Here is an 18521-nt window from a genome sequence, read left to right as displayed (position 1 = left end):
GCGTTGATTGTGGAGGGTATTATGAGGAGGCGGCAATCAAGTAAGGTTGTTTTGATAGGGCGAAACATTCTAATACGAGAGGGAATTTCACGAATACTGCATGCAGCAGACTTCCATATCGCGATATCAGCCTCGAGCACCGACGAGCTACCCAGCACGCTCCAGGCACAGCTACTGTTTGTGATTGTCAACAATACTGACGAATTCGATTTAGCCATCAAGCATATCGGATTCGTAAGGGAGCACTATCCAGACGCGCGCGTCGCGATCGTGTCGGACCATTACCGGCCGCATGAGCTGATCTCGGCCTATAAGGCCGGAGCCAACGGCTATTTCGTCGACGTCAATTCTTGCGACGCGTTCATCAAATCCATAGAGCTCGTGACGATGGGCGAGACGGTGTTTCCACCTGCATTTCTGTCATACGTGCTCGATGGCGGCCCCGATCGCGAGACTCAGCTGCAGCCAACGAGCGAGGAGCGATCGAGCCTCATCGTTGCGGATGACGAACGGATCGCACCCCATCTGTCGCCGCGTGAGCGAGCGATTCTCTCCTTCCTGATCGAAGGCAATTCCAACAAGTGCATCGCACGAAAGATCGATATTGCGGAGGCCACGGTTAAAGTTCACGTGAAAGCTATTCTGCGCAAGATACGGGTCCAGAACAGGACACAGGCCGCAATTTGGGGAATGAGCAACGGATCACTGGTACGGCCCTCCAATGGGCACGCGCTGGCGCTGTCAATCGATCACGAGATCGCTCCTAGCCTGGCGCCACGCGTGCGCGGACGTAACGAAGCCGACGTCCCCGAGTTGGACTAGCCAGCTGGTCGGTTCTGACGCGCATCGCACCGTCGCGAAGCGCTGGGTGGCGCGGGTATTCGCCGCGCAGCGAATCAATCCCGCCGGAACGATCTGCCGAAGGATCGGAGCTTGCGGGCGTTTCGCGTGTCGTCTCCTGCATTCGGATGATGCGCGTTGGGATCCGACAGGCAAAAAGCACCGTCGTGACAAGATCCCTGGCCGCAGCAAGAGCCTGGTGACGGGCGGGCCTCGAGCCTCATGTTGGCCGATTACCCACTTGCTTGATCCAAGCCCTTGCTTGCTATGGAGCACGATACGATGTCTCCGTCCCTCTGTACTCGAATTGGCTTGGCCGGTGTTGCGATGGTCGCGCTTACGTTGGCAGGCATCGCCGCGGCACAGACGCTCGCAAAAACCAAGCTCACTACAGCCAGCAGCCTGAACTTGCCCGACTATCTCGTTCCGGTCATCGACCCGGACACCGGCGCCACTATCGTCCGGATAACGACCCCGGGGCCCCTGGGCGCTGGCATGGCTTGCCAACGAGCTTATTGTACGCACCGATATTCGAGTGCACAGGCGTGGAACGCGGACCAGACTCTGCTCTTGATCGCCAACGGTTGTAACGGGCTCTGCTTTCTCGACGGACAGACATACGTTCCATTGTTCCGTCGGCAGCGCGAGGATGAGTGCGAATGGCACCCGCGCGATCCCGAGCGAATGATCTGCGTGATCGGGCGCAAGATCTCGCTCTGGACGCCGCGAACCAATGCCGAAGAGATCATGTTGATGGCCGAAGGCTATCGGGGGCTTCAGTTCGGACCAGGAAAGGGTAATCCCTCTCAGGACGGCCGGCGCGTCGCCGTGCGCGGCACACGTGCAGACGGCATGGTCGTCGCATTCGCGTTCGATCTCGTGAGCCGACAGAAGTTTCCGGATATCGAAGTCGGGAAACTGCCCGGACGAGACGGCGTTTGTGAGATATCGTCCCTCGGCAACTACATCAGATGCAGCCGATGGGTCGACGGAAAGGATGAGGCATTCATCTTTACGGTCGCAGGCGATCTGGTACAGAGCTGGACCGAACATCATCGGCCGAGCCACGGCGACATGGCCGTGGACGCGGATGGCCGCGAGGTATACGTCGGAATCAGCAAGTCCGATCCCGACATATACCAGGTAATCAAGCGCCGGCTGGATGATGGTATGGTTACCGCCCTTGCTCCGCGTGGAGAGGCCTCACATGCGTCCACGCGCGCGATCCACTGGCCCGGCTGGGTGATTCTCAGCTATGGCGGCGATCCGTCCGAGATCGCTCAGCTGCCAAAGTTTGCGCCCTTCGCCCGGGAAGTCATTGCTCTGCGAATTGACGGCAGTGGCGAATTTCGACGCATTGCGTACACACGCAACGTACCGCACAATTACTGGAGCGAGACTCACGGTTCGCCGTCGCCCGACGGGTCGCAAGTGATCTGGTCAAGCAATTGGGGGGTACCGGGCGGCCCCGTGTTCGACTTTGTAACACGCCTCAATGGCCCTGGTCAGACCAGCGCTCTGTCCCGATAAATGATCAGCGGCGGCCGGTCAGGCGTGACCCAGGCGAATCGATGAGCCGGCTGCCGATGCACGCGTTCGCGCCCGGATGGCTATGTTGGCGGCCTTGATAACCGAGGGGCGCAGGATCTGAAGCGCGTCCCGGATCGTTGCCCCCCAGGACTGGTGGCGAAATCTTCCACGCAATCTTGCAACCCGCAATGCACGTACGACCGCTTCGGGATCTGGAAGCCCTTGCTTGTCCTCGACAAGGCTCCAGGTCAGATATTTGAGATCAAGGGTCTCCTGATCGATCTGAGGGAACGATTTGGAGGCCGTAATGCTCTCGTGATCCGTCATGTCATAAAAGATCAAGCCGTCGTCGATCGCCACCATGTCGCCATGACAGGCGAGGTCGATAAAGAAAAGCTGGTCGACCCCCCACTTGATCGACTTGTAGTTTCGCATCAGACAACCCGCCTGGATGACCTCGCTGTTGATCAGCAGGGTCGACGGAACGATCCCGAGCACTCGGGTCTTACCGACCAGGTAGAGATCGGTCAGGCATTGCTGGCTCGAATATACCGTGACCTGCCCTCCCCGACGGTATTTTATGCCGTCGTCCTGGACGAGATGAGACGTGGAGGTCATGAACGCTGCGGTGGGATACGTCCTCGCCATTTCCGCAAAAGTGTCGAGCGATCCTGGCACGAGCCAGTCGTCGTCATGCAACACTTTGATCCAATGGCCGCGACATGCGAGCATCGCGTTGTTCGTATTCTCAACCTGGCCCTGTCCTCGGTGGTTCTCGACAACCCGAATACGCGAGTCGCTCCGAGCATATTCGGACAGCATACTCCAGGTGACGCCTTCTGGACCTTCGTCGTCGCTGATCACCATTTCCCAGTCGGAGTAGTTCTGCTGCAGCACGCTTTCAATCGTACGGCGCATCAGATCCGGTCGACGGAACGTTGGCGTGGCCACGGAAATCAGGGGGCGGACATCTGGATCTCGGATGCTATCCGACCCTTCGAGCTGCAACCGGTTCATCGCTTTTCCCTCAGGCTCAGTTCATTGGAGCTGCCGGCTCAGACGAACCCGCGATCGGCTCCGCAAAACTCCGACCTCATCGCGTCTCACCGCCTCCTTCTTGACGGGCAGTGAACGTCAATACCGACCGAATGACGCACGACCAAAGGTAGGTAGCGGGATTGGGGCCGGTCATCCTTCATTCGCATGACGATGATCATCCCGCGGCGCAACGTTTCGAAGCTGTCAGCTCGGTCGGCAAAAATCACGGTGGAACCAGCAGATTCAGAATCAACCGATCGATACCATCATGCAAACGAAGGATGGCTGGGCGTTCCGGTCATCCTAAGCTCCGCCGGGCAGCTAACCGCTAGACATGGTGAAGAGCCCTTGCGCAAATTGCATCAACTGCTCACTCGAATTCGAGAAGAGCCCGACAAGACTCGGTTCCTGCTATCGCGCGCACTGTGGGCGAGCGGATTGTGCCGGTTCATCACCTTCAGCTTTCCCGCTGGATACAAAATGCGCTTCTATCCCAGCTCCGTGTCCGCTGGGCTATGGCGTAGGCGGAATTTTCGCGCCGAAGACGCCGACTTCGTCGGAGCATACCTGCAACCCGGAGAAACCTTCGTTGATGTCGGCGCGAATGTAGGACAGCTGAGCCTTGCGGCCGCAATGCGGGTTGCCCGATCCGGACGGGTCATTGCCATCGAAGCACATCCGCGCATCTGCAAATACCTGCTCGGAAACATTCGCCTAAACGGATTAACCATCGAGGTCCACAACACTGCGATCGGCAGCACGGATGGCGAACTCGTCTTCACGGACTTTCGGAGCGATGACATGAACTTCGCATGCGCCACGCCTCCGGCCGGCAGCGCCTCGTTCCGAGTTCCGGTGCGCCCCCTCGATTCGATCGTCGGAAACCGGCCGGTGGATCTTCTGAAGGTTGATGTCGAAGGGTTCGAAGTCGATCTTCTGAAAGGCGCCGCCCGGACCGTTTCCAATTGCCGATGTCTCTACATAGAAGACTCTGAGCTCAACCTTCGAAGGGCCGGCACTTCGCGTGCGGAGCTGTATGATCGTCTGATCAATCACGGGTTTGCGCTCTACCATCTCAGGGCGGGACGACTCGAGCCGGCGTCCCCTGACATACCGGGACCGGACGACGACAACCTGATCGCTGTCAGACCACCCGCCTTGTCGGACCTGCTCGCGCGGACCGGCCTTCGACTTGCACAGCTCACATCCCCATCGCCTGCAGATAGGCGTCTCCCATCCGCGCGGCTTGCGTGAGGATCTATCATCCGCCTACAAGCCAGGCGCATCGCAGCCACTTTTTTACTGGCCGGCCCCGATCGCGGGTCGGACTCCGAATGTGTTCTATTCCGCGAGCACGAGAAAATCATGCAAGCTCTCTTTCGATTCCAGCGGTACCGTCATGCGAACGAATGATGGCGCGCGCTCCGCTCCATCCTACGATCGAACCAAAGTACATTGCTCGGCCGCTACGAAATTGCCTTTTCTGAAATGAATTCTGGACTGAGGAAGCTTCTCATGGCCGCGAAAACGGCTACCGGTCCGACGCGGACAGGGGCCCTTGTTCGTGCAGCGGCGGGCGTCTCCGCCCTAGCACTCACCGGCCAGCTCATGCTCGTCGCGGCCATTCCCATCCTTACCCGGCTCTATTCGCCGGAGGATTTTGGAATCTTCACGATCTATCTCTCAATCGTAAACATCCTCGGCGCGATAGCCGGGCTTCGCTTCAGCACCTCTCTGTACGTGGTTGAGGACAGAGCTCACGCGCTGGTCGCGCTCAAGCTCACACTCCTGGCGGTCTGCGCTACGACCTCTGTTGCGCTTGCCGCGGGATACCTGCTGTCGGGCGTGGTGCCAGGACGACTGCAACATCTTACCTACCTCGTACCGATCGGGATGGCCGCGGTCGGCGTTGCCGACGCGATGAACTGCTGGTGCTTGCGCTTCAATCACATGCGTGACTTCGGCATGGGTCGCCTAATCCTGCCGGCCACGATGGCACTGCTCCAGGTGGGCTTCGGCATCGCGCGCCTCGGGGACGATGCAATGGTCCGGGCCCACATCCTGAGCCAGGCCGTGCTGATCGCATTTCTCTGCGTTCGGCTCCTGAAATGGGAGGACATCCGCCGCATCATGCAGGCCTCATGGGGAGCGGTCGCTGCGACGGCGCGACGGGAGTACAAGTTTCCGCTGTTCGAGCTGCCCTCGGCCCTTGCGGGATTTGCGATCATCAATCTCCCCGCGATCTTCATAGGATCGCTATTCGGCACCGCATTCGCCGGGCATTTCGGCGTCGCTGCCCGACTCGTGACCGGTCCGGTCACCCTGATCGCCCTGCCGCTCAGCAATGTCTTCGTCGCCGAGGCCAGCAAAGACTTCGACCGTCAGCATCTGCTCGGCACCGCATGGGGCCTGTTGGTCGTTGCGGCCGGCCTGATCGCTCTGCCGGTACTTGGCCTTGGATTTATCTCCCCCTATGTTGTCGTTCCGCTGCTCGGCCCCTCCTGGATGCCTACGGGTCAGATCATGGCCGCTCTGGCGCTCATGTGCGCCGCACAGGCCTTGTCGACGCCCATTCAAGAAGTTCCGACGCTTTTTCGCCGGCAGGAACTGCGGCTCCTGGTTGATCTGGTGCGGGCCCTGTTCGTATTTGCTCCGCTCCTCATCGGTGCCCACCTCGGCCACGACCCCTTGCAGGTCATCTACATCATGGCTGCCGGAGGAGCGACCGGCTACGCCTTGGGAATTTTCGTGGCGCTGTCACTCTTGAACGGCCCTGGTGGCGCGCGGACGTCGGGCGCACCCGTCAATGGGCCTGTGTGACCCGGAAGGTCGAAAGAGTGCGCCCCGAACTTCGCGTCCGCATGAGGAGGCGGGATATGGACGACAGATGGACTCGGGCGAGAACAAGCAATTTCTCAAGCGCGACCATATGCTTCATGCAAATGAATGATGAGAGGATTTTCCACGCATTCATACTCCAGTTTCGAAGCTCGGTCGGTCGGTTGCATTCAAATGAAACTACGACCATTGATTGATACAGGCGAGGATCTGGCTTCTCCGCCGTCTTACATTGTGGCGGCGGCACCGCCCATGCTTTTCCTATTGCCTGGCTCACTTGGTTATGGAGCCAGCCTCGCCGCTCTCACCGCCTCAATACGCGAAATTGCACATGTCGTTCCGATCCGTTACCCGGATCTCGGCAAGATATTGCAGGGTCAGGACAGCGTTTGCGATATGGCTGCCGCTGCAGTGGAGCAGATCAATCGCGTCCAGCCGCGGGGCCATGTTCGACTTCTCGGTCATTCCCTCGGTGGCGCGGTCGCTTTCGAGGTCGCGACGCGACTGTTTGCCTCCGGCCGGTCGGTGAAGTTTTTCGGAATTCTCGACACCAGTCTCATGGGCGAGCGCAGCTCTGCATGGGAGACATTGAGCCGCACCATCCGTCGAATCCGCAACAACCGGGTAACCGCGTCGCGGATGGTCTGCCGCGCCCTCGCCAAGGCAACCGTTGCGATCGGCCATGAGGCTAACCTGGCTCGGATGATCGATCGCCGCACGAAGGGGCAGTTCGACCTCACGTCTTTTAGGCTCAAGCAGGAATTGCAGGAAGTCTTGCGCGCGAAGGCCTACTTCCGGTGGTTGGCGGAGCCGAAATCGATGTTGCCGATCTCCGCCGTCCTATTCCGATGCAAGCGAAACAAGATGCCCCAAACTCTCGGGTGGGACCGTGCGTTTGCCCAGGTCGACGTCGTCCCAAGCGCGGGCACTCACACCGATCTGGTCATGCCCCCTTACCTCGCAATGAACTTGCATCTCGTTCAGAAGGCGCTGTCGCAGACATACTCACCAACCGAATTTCCCGAGAAAGAGGCGGATTGTTCACGTGACCTTGCAAGTAGCTCACAGCCCAACCGAACGAGCGTTCAGTAAAGACGCTCTAGTCCTGGACGCGCCAGAGGAAGTCGCGCGCATCGTCGCGTTCCTGCGCGACCGAGTTCTTGGCGCACTTGGCCGACGCGGAGCCATTGTCGGGCTTTCCGGCGGCATCGACAGCTCGGTGGTGGCGGCCCTGTGTGCACGCGCCTTTGGAAATACCAAAGTTCTCGGACTGCTCATGCCCGAGCGCGACTCGTCTGCCGATTCAATGAGGCTTGGCATGGCCGTCGCCGCGCAGCTGCGCCTTACGACGGTTGTCGAACACATAGCGCCTGCTCTCGAAGCGTTGGGCGCATACCGCCGGCAGCGAGAGGCGATTCAGACCGTCGTCCCCCAATACGACGACGACTGGAAGTGCAAGCTGGTACTTGGCTCGATTTTGGAGCGCAATGGCATCAACATCACTCGTCTGACCGTACAGGATCCGAATGGCGAAACCTCCACCGTACGTCTTCCACCCGAGGTCTACCTGCAGATAGTCGCCGCGACCAACTACAAGCAACGTGTTCGCAAAATGACCGAATACTATCACGCGGATCGCCTAAAGTACGCCGTGATAGGTACGCCGAACCGGCTGGAGCATGATCAAGGCTTCTTCGTGAAGCAGGGCGATGGTGATGCGGACGTCATGCCGATCGCACATCTCTACAAGAGCCAGGTCTACCAGCTCGCCGAATATCTCGGCGTGGACGAGGAGATCAGGCAGCGGCCGCCGACGTCCGACACGTTCTCCCTGCCGCAGAGCCAGGAGGAGTTCTATTTCGCCGCTCCCTATCGGCTGACCGATGTCTGCATGTACGCAGTCGACCACGGCATTTCCGCCGACGACGTGGCCGAGGCCGTCGGTTTAGCCGCAACGCAGGTACAGAAGGTTTTCAAAGACATCACTTCCAAGCGTAGAGCGACGCGCTATCTTCACACCCGGCCCCTGCTCGTTGATGCGGTGATCGAGGATTAAGCGACATGTGCGGCATCGCTGGCATCGTGGCGCTGAATGCAAACGCTCCGAGTCCTTCGCGGAAAGCGCTCTTGCGGATGGCCGGGGCGCTTGCACATCGCGGGCCCGACGAGCGAGGCCTCTATAGGGACCAGCGCGCGGGCCTGGCGCACACCCGGCTCTCGATCATCGACATAGCAAGCGGACAACAACCTCTCTCCGATCCTGGCGGATCCGCCTGGGTCGTGTTCAATGGCGAGATCTTCAACTATGTCGAGCTGCGCGAGCAGCTGATCTCGCTCGGCCATCGCTTCCGTACCCGCAGCGACACGGAGGTCGTCATTCAGGCCTATCGGGCCTGGGGCGAGGCAGCATTCGAACGGATGAACGGACAATGGGCCCTTGCCATCTGGGACCCCTCCGCTGGCCGCCTGGTCCTGTCCCGTGACCGCACCGGAATCTGCCCGCTCTATATCTGCGACCATCAAGGCCAACTTTACTTTGCCAGTGAGATCAAGGCCATCTTCGCAGCAAATCCGGCAATCCCTCGGGCGTTGGATCCGGAAGGCATCGACCAGACCTTTACCTTCTGGAGTACTGTGCCGCCGCAAACCGTGTTTCGGGGGATCAAGGAAGTTGAACCCGGACACGTTCGCAGCTACGTGCGCGGCGCTGTTCGCGACCGCGCATTCTGGACTCCGTGCTACCCCATCCGGTCCGACGAGCAACGCATTTCGTCCGTCGGCCGCATTGACGATGTGGTTGATACCGTGCGCAGCGCACTGGAAGCGGCGACCGCGTTACGAATGGTGCGGTCCGACGTCCCTGTGGGAAGCTATCTCTCCGGTGGTCTCGACAGTTCGCTTGTTGCAGCACTGGGGAGACGGTTTGCAGGCAGGCGCTTCCAGACGTTTTCCCTGCGCTTCACCGACCCTGAGTATGACGAGACCTCCTATCAGCGCCTAATGGCACGCACGATAGCGAGCGAACACCACGAGCTCATGGTCTCGCGGCAGGATATCGCCGATGTATTTCCCAAGGTCATCTATCACACCGAGCGTCCAATTCTGAGGACTGCCCCTGCACCGCTGTTCCTCCTCTCAAAACTCGTGCGCGAGCGCGGCATCAAGGTCGTCCTGACCGGCGAAGGAGCGGACGAAATGTTCGCCGGCTATGACGTGTTTCGCGAGGGCAAGATCCGCCGCTTCTGGGGCCGCCAGCCGGCCTCCACGCGGCGGGCCGCCCTCCTGAGCCGACTCTATCCCTACATCTCACGATCGCCGGTCCACACGCAGGCCATGGCGCTAAAGTTCTTCGGACACGGCATTTCCGACACTGAAATGCCCGGCTTTGCTCATTCTCCGCGTTGGCGCAGCACAAGCGCGATCAAGCGCCTGTTCTCCGAAGAGATGCGTGCTGCGTCTTCGCGAACGGACCCGGTGACCGAATTGCTCGATCGTCTACCGCCCAATTTTTCCCGCTGGACGGCGCTTGCACAAGATCAGTACCTCGAAACCAAAACGCTTCTGGCCGGATACCTGCTCTCCTCCCAGGGAGACAGGATGCTGATGGCCCACTCGGTCGAGGGACGCTTCCCGTTCCTTGACGACGACGTCGTCGAGCTCGCGAACTCCCTTCCCGACGCCTGCAAACTTCGCATCCTCGACGAGAAGCACATCCTAAAGCGCGTAACGCAGTCGCAGGTTCCACCCGAGATCGTCACGCGCAAGAAGCAGCCGTACCGGACCGCCAATGCACTCTGCTTCGTCGACAGGGATGCCCCCCCTTATGTCGACGAAGCGCTCTCGGGCGCAAGCGTCCGCGCCGCGAACATCTTCGATCCGGCGGCGGTCGAGCGGCTGCGCGCCAAGTGCCGAGCTCATGCGCAAGCCGGCGATGGCGACCTGTCCAATTTCGACAACATGGCGCTCGTCGGCGTGTTGTCCACTCAGCTCCTGTTCCAGCAGTTCGTCGCAGACCGCCCGGAGGGACCGCACCGCGTCGAGCTGTCTGTGGACGTCGACCACCAGGACGTATCGGGAGCTTATGCATGATGAACGATCCTGTGCCGCTCCTGCACGATTACCTGATCTCCTCCGCCCGTCAAAACGGCGCGAAGGTCGCGCTCGTATGCGACGGTCAGCGGGTCACCTACGACCAGCTCGAGGCGTGGTCGAATGCGATCGCGCACCACTTGGTCGAGGCCGGCGTCCAGCGCGGCGACCGTGTCATGATCTTTGCCGACAACACCGTCGAGGCAGCTGTCAGCTTCTGGGCCGCACTCAAGGCCAATGCGATCGTATGCCCCATCAACCCTCTCACGAAATCCGACAAGCTCAGCTACCTCCTTAATGACTGCCAGCCGGCTGCGCTCATTACGCAAACCCGCTCTTACGCGACGTTCAGCGAACCCGCGCGACATTGCCCGTCCTTGCGCCGCGTGATCGTGTCCGGCACCATCGACGACGCCGCTTTGGACGCACTGCCACATGCCTCGCGATGGGACACGGCGACAGCGCCCCCCCATAACGCAGCACCGGCGCGCCGCTGCATCGACATCGATCTCGCGGCTATTGTCTACACCTCGGGCTCGACCGGCGAACCCAAAGGGGTGATGCTGACGCACCGGAACATGATGACGGCGTGCACGTCGGTTGCATCATATCTGGAGGTGCGTGACGATGATGTCATCCTCAACGCCCTGCCACTCGCCTTTGACTACGGCCTCTACCAGATGATCATGGCCGTGCGCGCCGGAGCGCGCCTTGTTCTCGAACGCTCGTTTGCCTTCCCCGCCGAAGTGCTTCGGCACGTTGCGGAAGAGAGAGTTACCGGTTTTCCCGGCGTTCCCACGATGTTCTCGACCCTCCTCCAGCTTGACTCACTGGCGAGTTATGATCTTTCCAGCATTCGCTACTTGACGAGCACCGGCGCCGCGCTTCCGGTCCGGCACCTGCTCCAACTGAGAAACAGTTTCCCGGGCGCACGCATCTATTCGATGTACGGCCTCACCGAATGCAAACGCTGTACCTATCTTCCGCCGGAGGATCTCGATCGGAAGCCGTCGAGTGTGGGAATTGCCATCCCAAATACTGAAATGTGGATCGTCGACGAGCGCGATCAACGCGTCGGTGCCGGTATTGCCGGCCAGCTCGTGATCCGCGGCGCGACAGTCATGAAGGGCTATTGGCGAAAGCCGGAAGCGACTGCGAAGAAACTCAAGCCCGGACCGCTCCCCGGCGAGCAGGTACTGTACACCGGCGACTACTGCCAGATGGACGCCGACGGATATCTGTATTTCGTCAGCCGGAGCGACGAAGTCATCAAATCACGTGGCGAGAAGGTCGCGCCCAAGGAGGTGGAGAGCGCCTTGCTGGACATCCCGAGCATAAGGGAAGCGGCGGTCATTGGCGTTCCCGACGAACTGCTCGGTCACGCGATCAAGGCATTCGTGGTGGTCGACCAGGGACGTCCTCTCAGCGAGAAGCAGATTCAGCGGGAGTGCCAGAAGCGCCTCGAGAGCTTCATGGTCCCCAAGCATATCGTCATCGTGCCGGCATTGCCGCGCACGGCGACGGGCAAGATCAACAAGAGAGAGCTCATCACCGGATAGTTCGTGGACAAGACCGAACGACCACCGCTTTCATATGGAGCCCGAAGCCAATGACGCTCGTCCTGGAACTGGATCGCTGCAAGGAGCAAATCCGCGCCTTTCTAACCTCGAATTTCTACATCAGCGACGTCACGGCGCTGAACGACGATGCTTCCCTGCTCGATCAGGGGATCATCGATTCGACCGGAGTTCTCGAGGTGGTCGGGTTTCTCGAGACGACCTTCGCCATCGCGGTCGATGACAGCGAAATCCTGCCGGAGAACCTCGATTCCGTTCAAGGCATGGCACATTACATCGCGCGCAAGATGAGCTCTGCTGCCTATTCCTGACCTACCGGCGGGCCCGGCTACCACAGGAGCCGGGCTCTTCCGTCGATGACGGCATGACGCCCGGGCCTCACTCGGCCGTCCGGCGGAGTTCCCTTCTGTGACCGGCTCTGCCCGCACTGCTCCTGTCCAACCAGGCTTACCCAGCGTCTCCCGAAAGGAGTACGCCTCATCTGCACGACTCCATGAAGAGCCCGCGCGACATTCTTCCGCGGCCCGGTCGCAGCGCTCTCATGCAAACGCACGAAGACGCGGTCACGATCCGCTCCTACTTTTTCCCCGCGTCGATTTTTTTGAGCATTTTTTGAGTACAGGGAGGTTCATATGAAAGCGGTAGTCCAATGCGGCGGCAAAGGAACTCGGCTTCGCCCACATACGTCCATTCTGCCAAAACCACTCATGCCAATCGGCGCCCGTCCCGTCCTCGAACTCGTTCTCAAATGGCTGCGGCGGAACGGGATCGGAGAGGTCTACGTCACCACCGGCTATCTGGGCCATCTGATCCGCAGCGTCTGCGGCGACGGCAACCAGTGGAATATGAAGATCACCTACACGCAGGAGCTCGAACCCCTCGGGACAATCGGTCCGTTGTCGTTGTTGCGAGAACAGCTCGACGAGCCGTTCCTGGTCCTCAACGGCGACGTTCTGACGGACTTGAACCTGAGCCAGCTCATCCACAACCACCGAAAATCCGACGCCAACATCACCATCGCCACTTCCGTTCGGAGCACGAAAATGGACTTCGGGGTGATTGATGAAACGGATGGACGCGTAACTGGCTTTCGCGAGAAGCCGGAGCTGACGAACCTCGTCAGCATGGGAATCTACTGCATGAATCCCGTCGTCCTCGAGCGCATCCCGTCGGGTGTTCCGTTCGGATTCGACAACCTGATGTTCCAGATGCTCGAGGAGGAGGCCCGCGTCAACGTCTTCAAGCACACCGGCATGTGGCTCGACATTGGTCGGGTCGACGACTTCCTCAAGGCCCAGGACGTTGCCTGGGACGAGCAGTCGCCCGCATTCGCAACCGCGGCTGCGTGACGCAGCGTCGCCCTTCGCTCAGGAATGAACGGGAAGAGGAACACATGCTGTTGGTATCAGAACCGACCATCGGAGTTGACGAAAAGGAAGCGCTCGTTGCCGCGATCGATAGCGGCTGGATCACCATGGGCGATCGGGTGCGTGAGTTCGAGCAGACATTCGCAAGCATGCATGGTGCCGAGGATTCGATCGCGGTCGGCTCGTGCACGGCCGCACTTCACCTCATCCTGCATGCGCTCGGGGTCGGCCCCGGCGATGAAGTCCTCGTGCCATCTCTCACGTTCGTTGCCACGGCCAATGCCGTGCTCTACGTCGGAGCACGACCCGTATTCGTCGACATCGAAGCCGGGGCGGTTCCCCTGATGTCCGTGGCTGACGCGCAGCGCAAGTGCACTTCGCGGACGAAAGCGGTGATCCTCATGCATTTTGGGGGTTACCTCGCTGATCGGGAGGAGTGGCAGGCCTTCGCCCGCAGCAAGAGTCTACTCCTGATCGAGGACGCCGCGCATGCGCCCGGCGTCAAGGGGGTCGGCACGTTTGGCGATGCAGCCGCGTTTTCCTTTTACGGTAACAAGAACATGACGACCGCCGAAGGCGGTGCGATCATAACGCGTCACCGGATTCTGCACGATATGATCAAGCGGGCCAGGTCGCATGGCATGACCACCAACACGCGGCAGCGTCTCGTCAGCCGCAGCCCCGAATATGACGTGACGCTTCTCGGATTCAACTACCGCATGGACGAGTTGCGCGCCGCGGTCGGCCTGGTGCAGCTACGAAAGTTGCCGGGTTGGAACGACACCAGGCGGCATCTGTCGCTGCACTATCGGCGGCGCCTCGCCGAGCGTTGTCCGTCGGTGCTGGTACCTTTCAGCGCGTCGTGGATATCGGCCCACCATTTGATGCCGGTCGTCCTCCCTTCGGCAAGCGCTCGGCAGCCCCTGATCGAGCAGCTCAGCAAGCGCGGCGTTCAGACGACCATTCACTATCCTCCGGTGCATCGGCTGACGTTCTACCAGGATCTGTATCCGAGCGTCAGCCTGCCCAATACTGAGGATTTCTGTGGACGTGAGCTCACCTTGCCGCTCCACCCCCACATGACCCCCGCCGATGTCGACCACGTGACAGACAGTCTCGCAGAAAGCCTGCGGGCAAGCCATCCTGCGGAGGTCGTACAGGCATGAGTGAAACGGTCAACACGGGATTCGCACGGGCGGCGGCTCCAGCCTTGCGATTGCGGCGCCTTGTCGATGTCCTCTGTGCGGGCACGGCCTTAATCGTCTCCCTGCCCGTCCTGTTGGTTATTGCGCTTGCAATCTGGATCGAAGGCGGTCGACCCATACTGTATTCGCAATTGCGTCTAGGGCTGAACGGCTCACCGTTCCGCATGTACAAATTTCGCAAATTCAGAGCCGATTGCGACGATCGCGGAAGTCCGCTCACCGCGGTGAATGACAACCGCATGACGAGGATCGGCGGCGTGCTGGCTGCATTCAAGCTGGATGAGCTGCCGCAGCTCTGGAACATCCTGCGAGGTGACATGTCCTTCGTCGGCCCGAGACCGGAGACACTCGTCTTCGCCGACTGTTTCAAAAACGGATTCGAAAAGATTCTGGAACACAGGCCAGGCCTCGTCGGACCGTGCCAGATTCTCTTCCGGCATGAAAATACGCTGTTCCCGCAGGACGGCAACGTGGCGGATTTCTATCGTGACGTCTTGTTTCCCGCCAAGGCGAAGATCGACCTGGCATATTATTCCAATCGAACCGTCACGTCGGATCTCTGGTGGATTGTTCAGGCCGCATGGATCGCTGTGGGGGAGCCGCTTCTCAGCCGCATGCGAAGCGCCCAATCGAACGGCCAGAGTGGCACGGCGCCAACGGCCGAATCTCTCGGTGCAAACTTGGTTCAAAAGTGACGGGTGTTCAAATGGCGACTGAAATGCGAACTGTACTTCTCGTAGGCGGTGCTGGTTACGTTGGCTCGGTGATCACGGGCCATCTGCTGAGGAAAGGTTGGCACGTTCGCTGCCTGGATCAGCTCATCTACAAGAACGAAAGTTGTGCATGGCCTTATCTCAGCTCTGCGCAGTACGAATTCATCCACGGCGATATTCGCGACTCGCGTGTCGCCTCTCAAGCGTTGAAGGGCGTGGATGACGTCGTTATCCTGGCTGGACTCGTCGGCGATCCAATCACGAGCAAGTACCCCGACGAAAGTCACGCCATCAACCGGAATGGCGTCGGCTCCTTCATCGACGCGATGCAACACCATCCGGTCGACCGTCTCATCTTTGTGTCCACCTGCTCGAACTATGGGTTAGTGGAAGAAGACAAGGCCGTCGATGAAAATTATCCGCTCGCGCCTCTTTCCCTTTACGCCAAACACAAAGTGGAGATGGAGCAGAAGATCCTGGGTCTCAAAGGAAAAGCCGGATTTCATCCGACGGTCCTCCGCTTTGCGACCGCTTTTGGCCTTTCCTCACGGATGCGCTTTGATCTCACGGTGAACGAATTTGTGCGCGAACTCTATTTGGGAAATGAGCTGCTGGTATTCGATCCCAATACGTGGCGTCCTTACTGCCATGTTCGTGATTTTGCCCGCGCCATCGAAGAAGTGCTCCGCGCGCCCACCGACAAGGTCGCCTACGAGGTCTTCAACGTCGGCTGCGAGGAAAACAACTTCACCAAGCTGATGGTGGTCGAGGAGATCCTGAAGCACATTCCGCGATCGAAAGTGACCTATCAGGAGCGCGGCGCCGATCCTCGTAATTACCGAGTGAATTTCGACAAGATCCGCCGGGTGTTGAATTTCACGCCTGAGGTCAGCGTCAAGCAGGGGATCAGCGAAATCCTCGCAGCCTTGAGCCAGGGCCTGTTCGACCACGTCGAAGAGCGGAGATACTTCTTCGGAAACTATGAGATATTTCTTCCGACCGCACATATCTCGGATCTGAAGAAAGCCGTCTGAGAAGAACCGCGATCGGTTGTCCCCAAATCGCGGGCGTCGAAGGCTCGGTTGCATTGGGAGTTAGTCCATGAAGTCCAAGAAGCGAGCCAAGGCCTCGGCCGCCCTCCTGCTGGGTTCGTGCGCGGCCATTCTGTTCCTCACGACAAGTGGGCCATCCCTTGCAGCTCCCTACAAGCTGGCACCGGGCGACACCATCGAGATCACGATCGGCGGCCTCCCTGATCAACGCAACCGCACGCAGATCCAGATCGACGGCACCATCCCGCTTCCGGGAGGCGGGACGGTAGAGGTCGCAGGCCTGACCCCGGCTCAGATGCAGAGCCGTATCGACACGCTGCTGCAAGCAAGAATACTGCGCCAACGCCTGACCGACGGACGCGATCAGGCATTTGTGGTCAAGCCCGGCGACGTCATGGCAAGCGTCGTGGAATACCGGCCGGTCTACGTCTCCGGAGATGTGCTCACGCCTGGACAACAGGCGTATCGGGCTTCGATGACTGTGCGCCAGGCCGTGGCAGTTGCGGGCGGTTTCAGCCTGTTGCGATCACGCGGCATGCAACCCGGTGCCACCGACCCCGCGGATCTCGTACGGGACTACCAGTCTCTCGCCACGGAATACACCAAGGAGTATTTCCATATCGTCCGGACCGCCGCGGAGCTTGATGGCCGCGACACGTTCGACGCGACGCCCCCAAGCGACATTTCGCTGCCCGCGAGCGTGATCGGTTCAGTCGTTCAAGCCGAGAAGGACTCTCTGAAGACGTCGCAAAACGACTACCGCACGGAACAACGTTTTCTGGAAGACGCTGTAAAGCAAACGGACGCGCAGTTCGCTACGCTCAAGAAACAACAGGAAGGTGAAGAGAAGGGAGTGCAGGCCGACGAAGAGGAACTCGAGCGGGTCATGAAGGCGTTCGGCTCCGGCCTGCTGGCAAGTCCTCGCGTCAGTGAAAGCCGGCGCGCCCTGTTGCTGTCCTCGACCCGGCGCCTGCAGACGAGCGTCGAACTCATGCGGCTCCAGCGCCAGCGTGAGGACTTCGTGCGGCAAACGGGACGTGTCACCAGCCAGCGTACGATCAATCTGCTCAGGGAGCAGAAAGATTCGAACGTTCGATTGGCGGACCTGCGCGTGAGAATGCAGGCGCTCAGCCAAAAACTGCAGCCTGTCGGCGGCTCGGGTGCCATCCCCGTCAATTCAGGTGAGCTCAATCCCGACGTGGTCGTTGTGCGGCGGCTCGGTCAACAGTGGGACAGGATAGTTGCTTCCGTCGACTTCGACGTGGAACCTGGTGACGTAATCGAAGTCACATTACGCCCGTCGGGGGCCAGCCTGTCGAACTGACCGCGAGGGGTACTCCCTTATGGGTAAACTGCTCGCGCTCCTTCCGGAGTAGCTTTCGATACCCCCAAGGTTGCACGCGCGAGGCGTAGACCCGCTTTGCTACCCCTTCCTTGATCACAATCGGGTCGGACCCGAAGGATCGAGGACTTTCGCCCCGCTCTGGCCGCTGCGGGGTACCCCCCATTCAACGTTTACACGCTCGCCATAAATTTGGAATCTTTGTGGCACGTTCACTCCATCGGGAAGCGCGGCCGGGGGAATAACAATGTTGAACTTAAGCCAGGCATTGCCAAGGACCACAATTGCTTTGCAGCGTCATTCTTCTGAATCGATATTCAATATTTCCAATCCCATGTCACCCACTCACTCTGAAGCCCATAATTCGAAGCAGGACGGCCTACGCGGAGTGCTCGCGCGCATCGGCTGCGGACAGGTCTTGCTCCGACAAGGTCGGGTCATCGAACTCAGTCCAGCCGGCCGCGCAATATTGGAACGCGAAGCGCGCGCCGATGCGAGCCACGACACGCTCTATGGTGCGGTGAAGCAACTCGTCCACCGCGCAGGCGCACAATTTCCGGCAGGGTCGACATCCTGGCTGGCGACATCCACCAAGGAAGGTTTCACCGCACTGATCAACCAGGTCGCCAACGCATATTCCGACGACACCATCGCGTTGATCCTGCTGGATCTTGATGCCCATCCGGAGCCCTCACCGCGGACGCTGCAGCGCCTGTTCGGCTTCACCGCGGCAGAAACTCAACTCGCCATCGAGCTGGCGCGCGGCAACAACCTGATCGACATTGCTCGTGCGCGACGACTAAGTCGGACGACAGTGCGCTCCCAGCTGGCATCTCTGTTTGTCAAAACACAGACGCGCCGGCAGGCAGACCTGATCGCGTTGCTCGGACGCCTCGCCGTCCTGCCTTAGCGTGGGCGCGGAATGCGGTG

The 18521-nt window shown here is 59.9% G+C and carries 16 protein-coding genes; 15 read left to right on the top strand and 1 reads right to left on the bottom strand.

The annotated features are described in order from the left end of the window. Positions 1 to 21: 21 nt before the first annotated feature. Positions 22 to 822, top strand: a complete 801-nt coding sequence (locus NLM15_RS16025) for a response regulator transcription factor (RefSeq protein WP_254118031.1) — start codon at positions 22 to 24, stop codon at positions 820 to 822. A 300-nt stretch (positions 823 to 1122) separates the two neighbouring features. Continuing rightward, positions 1123 to 2370, top strand: coding sequence for a hypothetical protein (locus NLM15_RS16020; RefSeq protein WP_254118030.1), 1248 nt, complete (start codon positions 1123 to 1125; stop codon positions 2368 to 2370). Positions 2371 to 2388: 18 nt separating this feature from the next. Here NLM15_RS16020 and NLM15_RS16015 read toward each other — a convergent pair whose 3' ends face one another. After that, positions 2389 to 3387: a glycosyltransferase gene (locus tag NLM15_RS16015; RefSeq protein WP_254118029.1), complete on the bottom strand. Its 999-nt coding sequence runs from the start codon at positions 3385 to 3387 to the stop codon at positions 2389 to 2391. 186 nt (positions 3388 to 3573) lie between these two features. On the opposite strand from NLM15_RS16015, the gene NLM15_RS16010 reads away from it, so the two are divergent. From NLM15_RS16010 to NLM15_RS15950, 13 genes are all read left to right on the top strand, one after another. After that, positions 3574 to 4662: an FkbM family methyltransferase gene (locus tag NLM15_RS16010; RefSeq protein ID WP_254118028.1), complete on the top strand. Its 1089-nt coding sequence runs from the start codon at positions 3574 to 3576 to the stop codon at positions 4660 to 4662. Positions 4663 to 4923: 261 nt separating this feature from the next. Next, positions 4924 to 6228 carry a lipopolysaccharide biosynthesis protein gene (locus NLM15_RS16005; RefSeq protein WP_254118027.1) on the top strand — a complete coding sequence of 435 codons (1305 nt, stop codon included), beginning with the start codon at positions 4924 to 4926 and terminating at the stop codon, positions 6226 to 6228. A 207-nt stretch (positions 6229 to 6435) separates the two neighbouring features. Next, positions 6436 to 7338: a thioesterase domain-containing protein gene (locus NLM15_RS16000; protein WP_254118026.1), complete on the top strand. Its 903-nt coding sequence runs from the start codon at positions 6436 to 6438 to the stop codon at positions 7336 to 7338. Beyond that, positions 7292 to 8302 (top strand): NAD(+) synthase, encoded by a 1011-nt coding sequence (gene nadE, locus NLM15_RS15995; RefSeq protein WP_254118025.1) that lies wholly within the window; start codon positions 7292 to 7294, stop codon positions 8300 to 8302. Before NLM15_RS16000 ends, nadE begins: the two co-directional genes overlap by 47 nt. Before the next feature lie 5 nt (positions 8303 to 8307). Next, positions 8308 to 10335 (top strand): asparagine synthase (glutamine-hydrolyzing), encoded by a 2028-nt coding sequence (gene asnB, locus NLM15_RS15990; RefSeq protein ID WP_254118024.1) that lies wholly within the window; start codon positions 8308 to 8310, stop codon positions 10333 to 10335. After that, complete coding sequence (locus NLM15_RS15985; RefSeq protein WP_254118023.1) at positions 10332 to 11894, top strand: class I adenylate-forming enzyme family protein; 1563 nt, start codon at positions 10332 to 10334, stop codon at positions 11892 to 11894. The genes asnB and NLM15_RS15985 overlap by 4 nt, the downstream gene beginning before the upstream one ends. Positions 11895 to 11944: 50 nt before the next feature. After that, a complete protein-coding gene (locus NLM15_RS15980; protein WP_254118022.1) occupies positions 11945 to 12223 on the top strand; it encodes an acyl carrier protein in 279 nt (92 codons plus the stop codon). Positions 12224 to 12544: 321 nt separating this feature from the next. Next, a complete protein-coding gene (locus tag NLM15_RS15975) occupies positions 12545 to 13261 on the top strand; it encodes a sugar phosphate nucleotidyltransferase (protein ID WP_254118021.1) in 717 nt (238 codons plus the stop codon). Positions 13262 to 13305: 44 nt separating this feature from the next. Next, positions 13306 to 14445: a DegT/DnrJ/EryC1/StrS aminotransferase family protein gene (locus tag NLM15_RS15970; RefSeq protein WP_254118020.1), complete on the top strand. Its 1140-nt coding sequence runs from the start codon at positions 13306 to 13308 to the stop codon at positions 14443 to 14445. Then, a complete protein-coding gene (locus NLM15_RS15965; protein WP_254118019.1) occupies positions 14442 to 15179 on the top strand; it encodes a sugar transferase in 738 nt (245 codons plus the stop codon). Before NLM15_RS15970 ends, NLM15_RS15965 begins: the two co-directional genes overlap by 4 nt. 11 nt (positions 15180 to 15190) lie before the next feature. Beyond that, positions 15191 to 16231 (top strand): NAD(P)-dependent oxidoreductase, encoded by a 1041-nt coding sequence (locus tag NLM15_RS15960; RefSeq protein WP_254118018.1) that lies wholly within the window; start codon positions 15191 to 15193, stop codon positions 16229 to 16231. Between the two features lie 67 nt (positions 16232 to 16298). After that, positions 16299 to 17573 carry a polysaccharide biosynthesis/export family protein gene (locus tag NLM15_RS15955; protein WP_254118017.1) on the top strand — a complete coding sequence of 425 codons (1275 nt, stop codon included), beginning with the start codon at positions 16299 to 16301 and terminating at the stop codon, positions 17571 to 17573. 265 nt (positions 17574 to 17838) lie between these two features. Further along, a complete protein-coding gene (locus NLM15_RS15950; protein ID WP_254118016.1) occupies positions 17839 to 18501 on the top strand; it encodes a helix-turn-helix transcriptional regulator in 663 nt (220 codons plus the stop codon). Positions 18502 to 18521 lie beyond the last annotated feature (20 nt).

It is taken from the genome of Bradyrhizobium sp. CCGB20, from assembly GCF_024199855.1.
Classification (GTDB): domain Bacteria; phylum Pseudomonadota; class Alphaproteobacteria; order Rhizobiales; family Xanthobacteraceae; genus Bradyrhizobium.
Note: the sequence above shows the minus strand (reverse complement) of the source record. Positions and strands in the feature narration are given on the sequence as shown.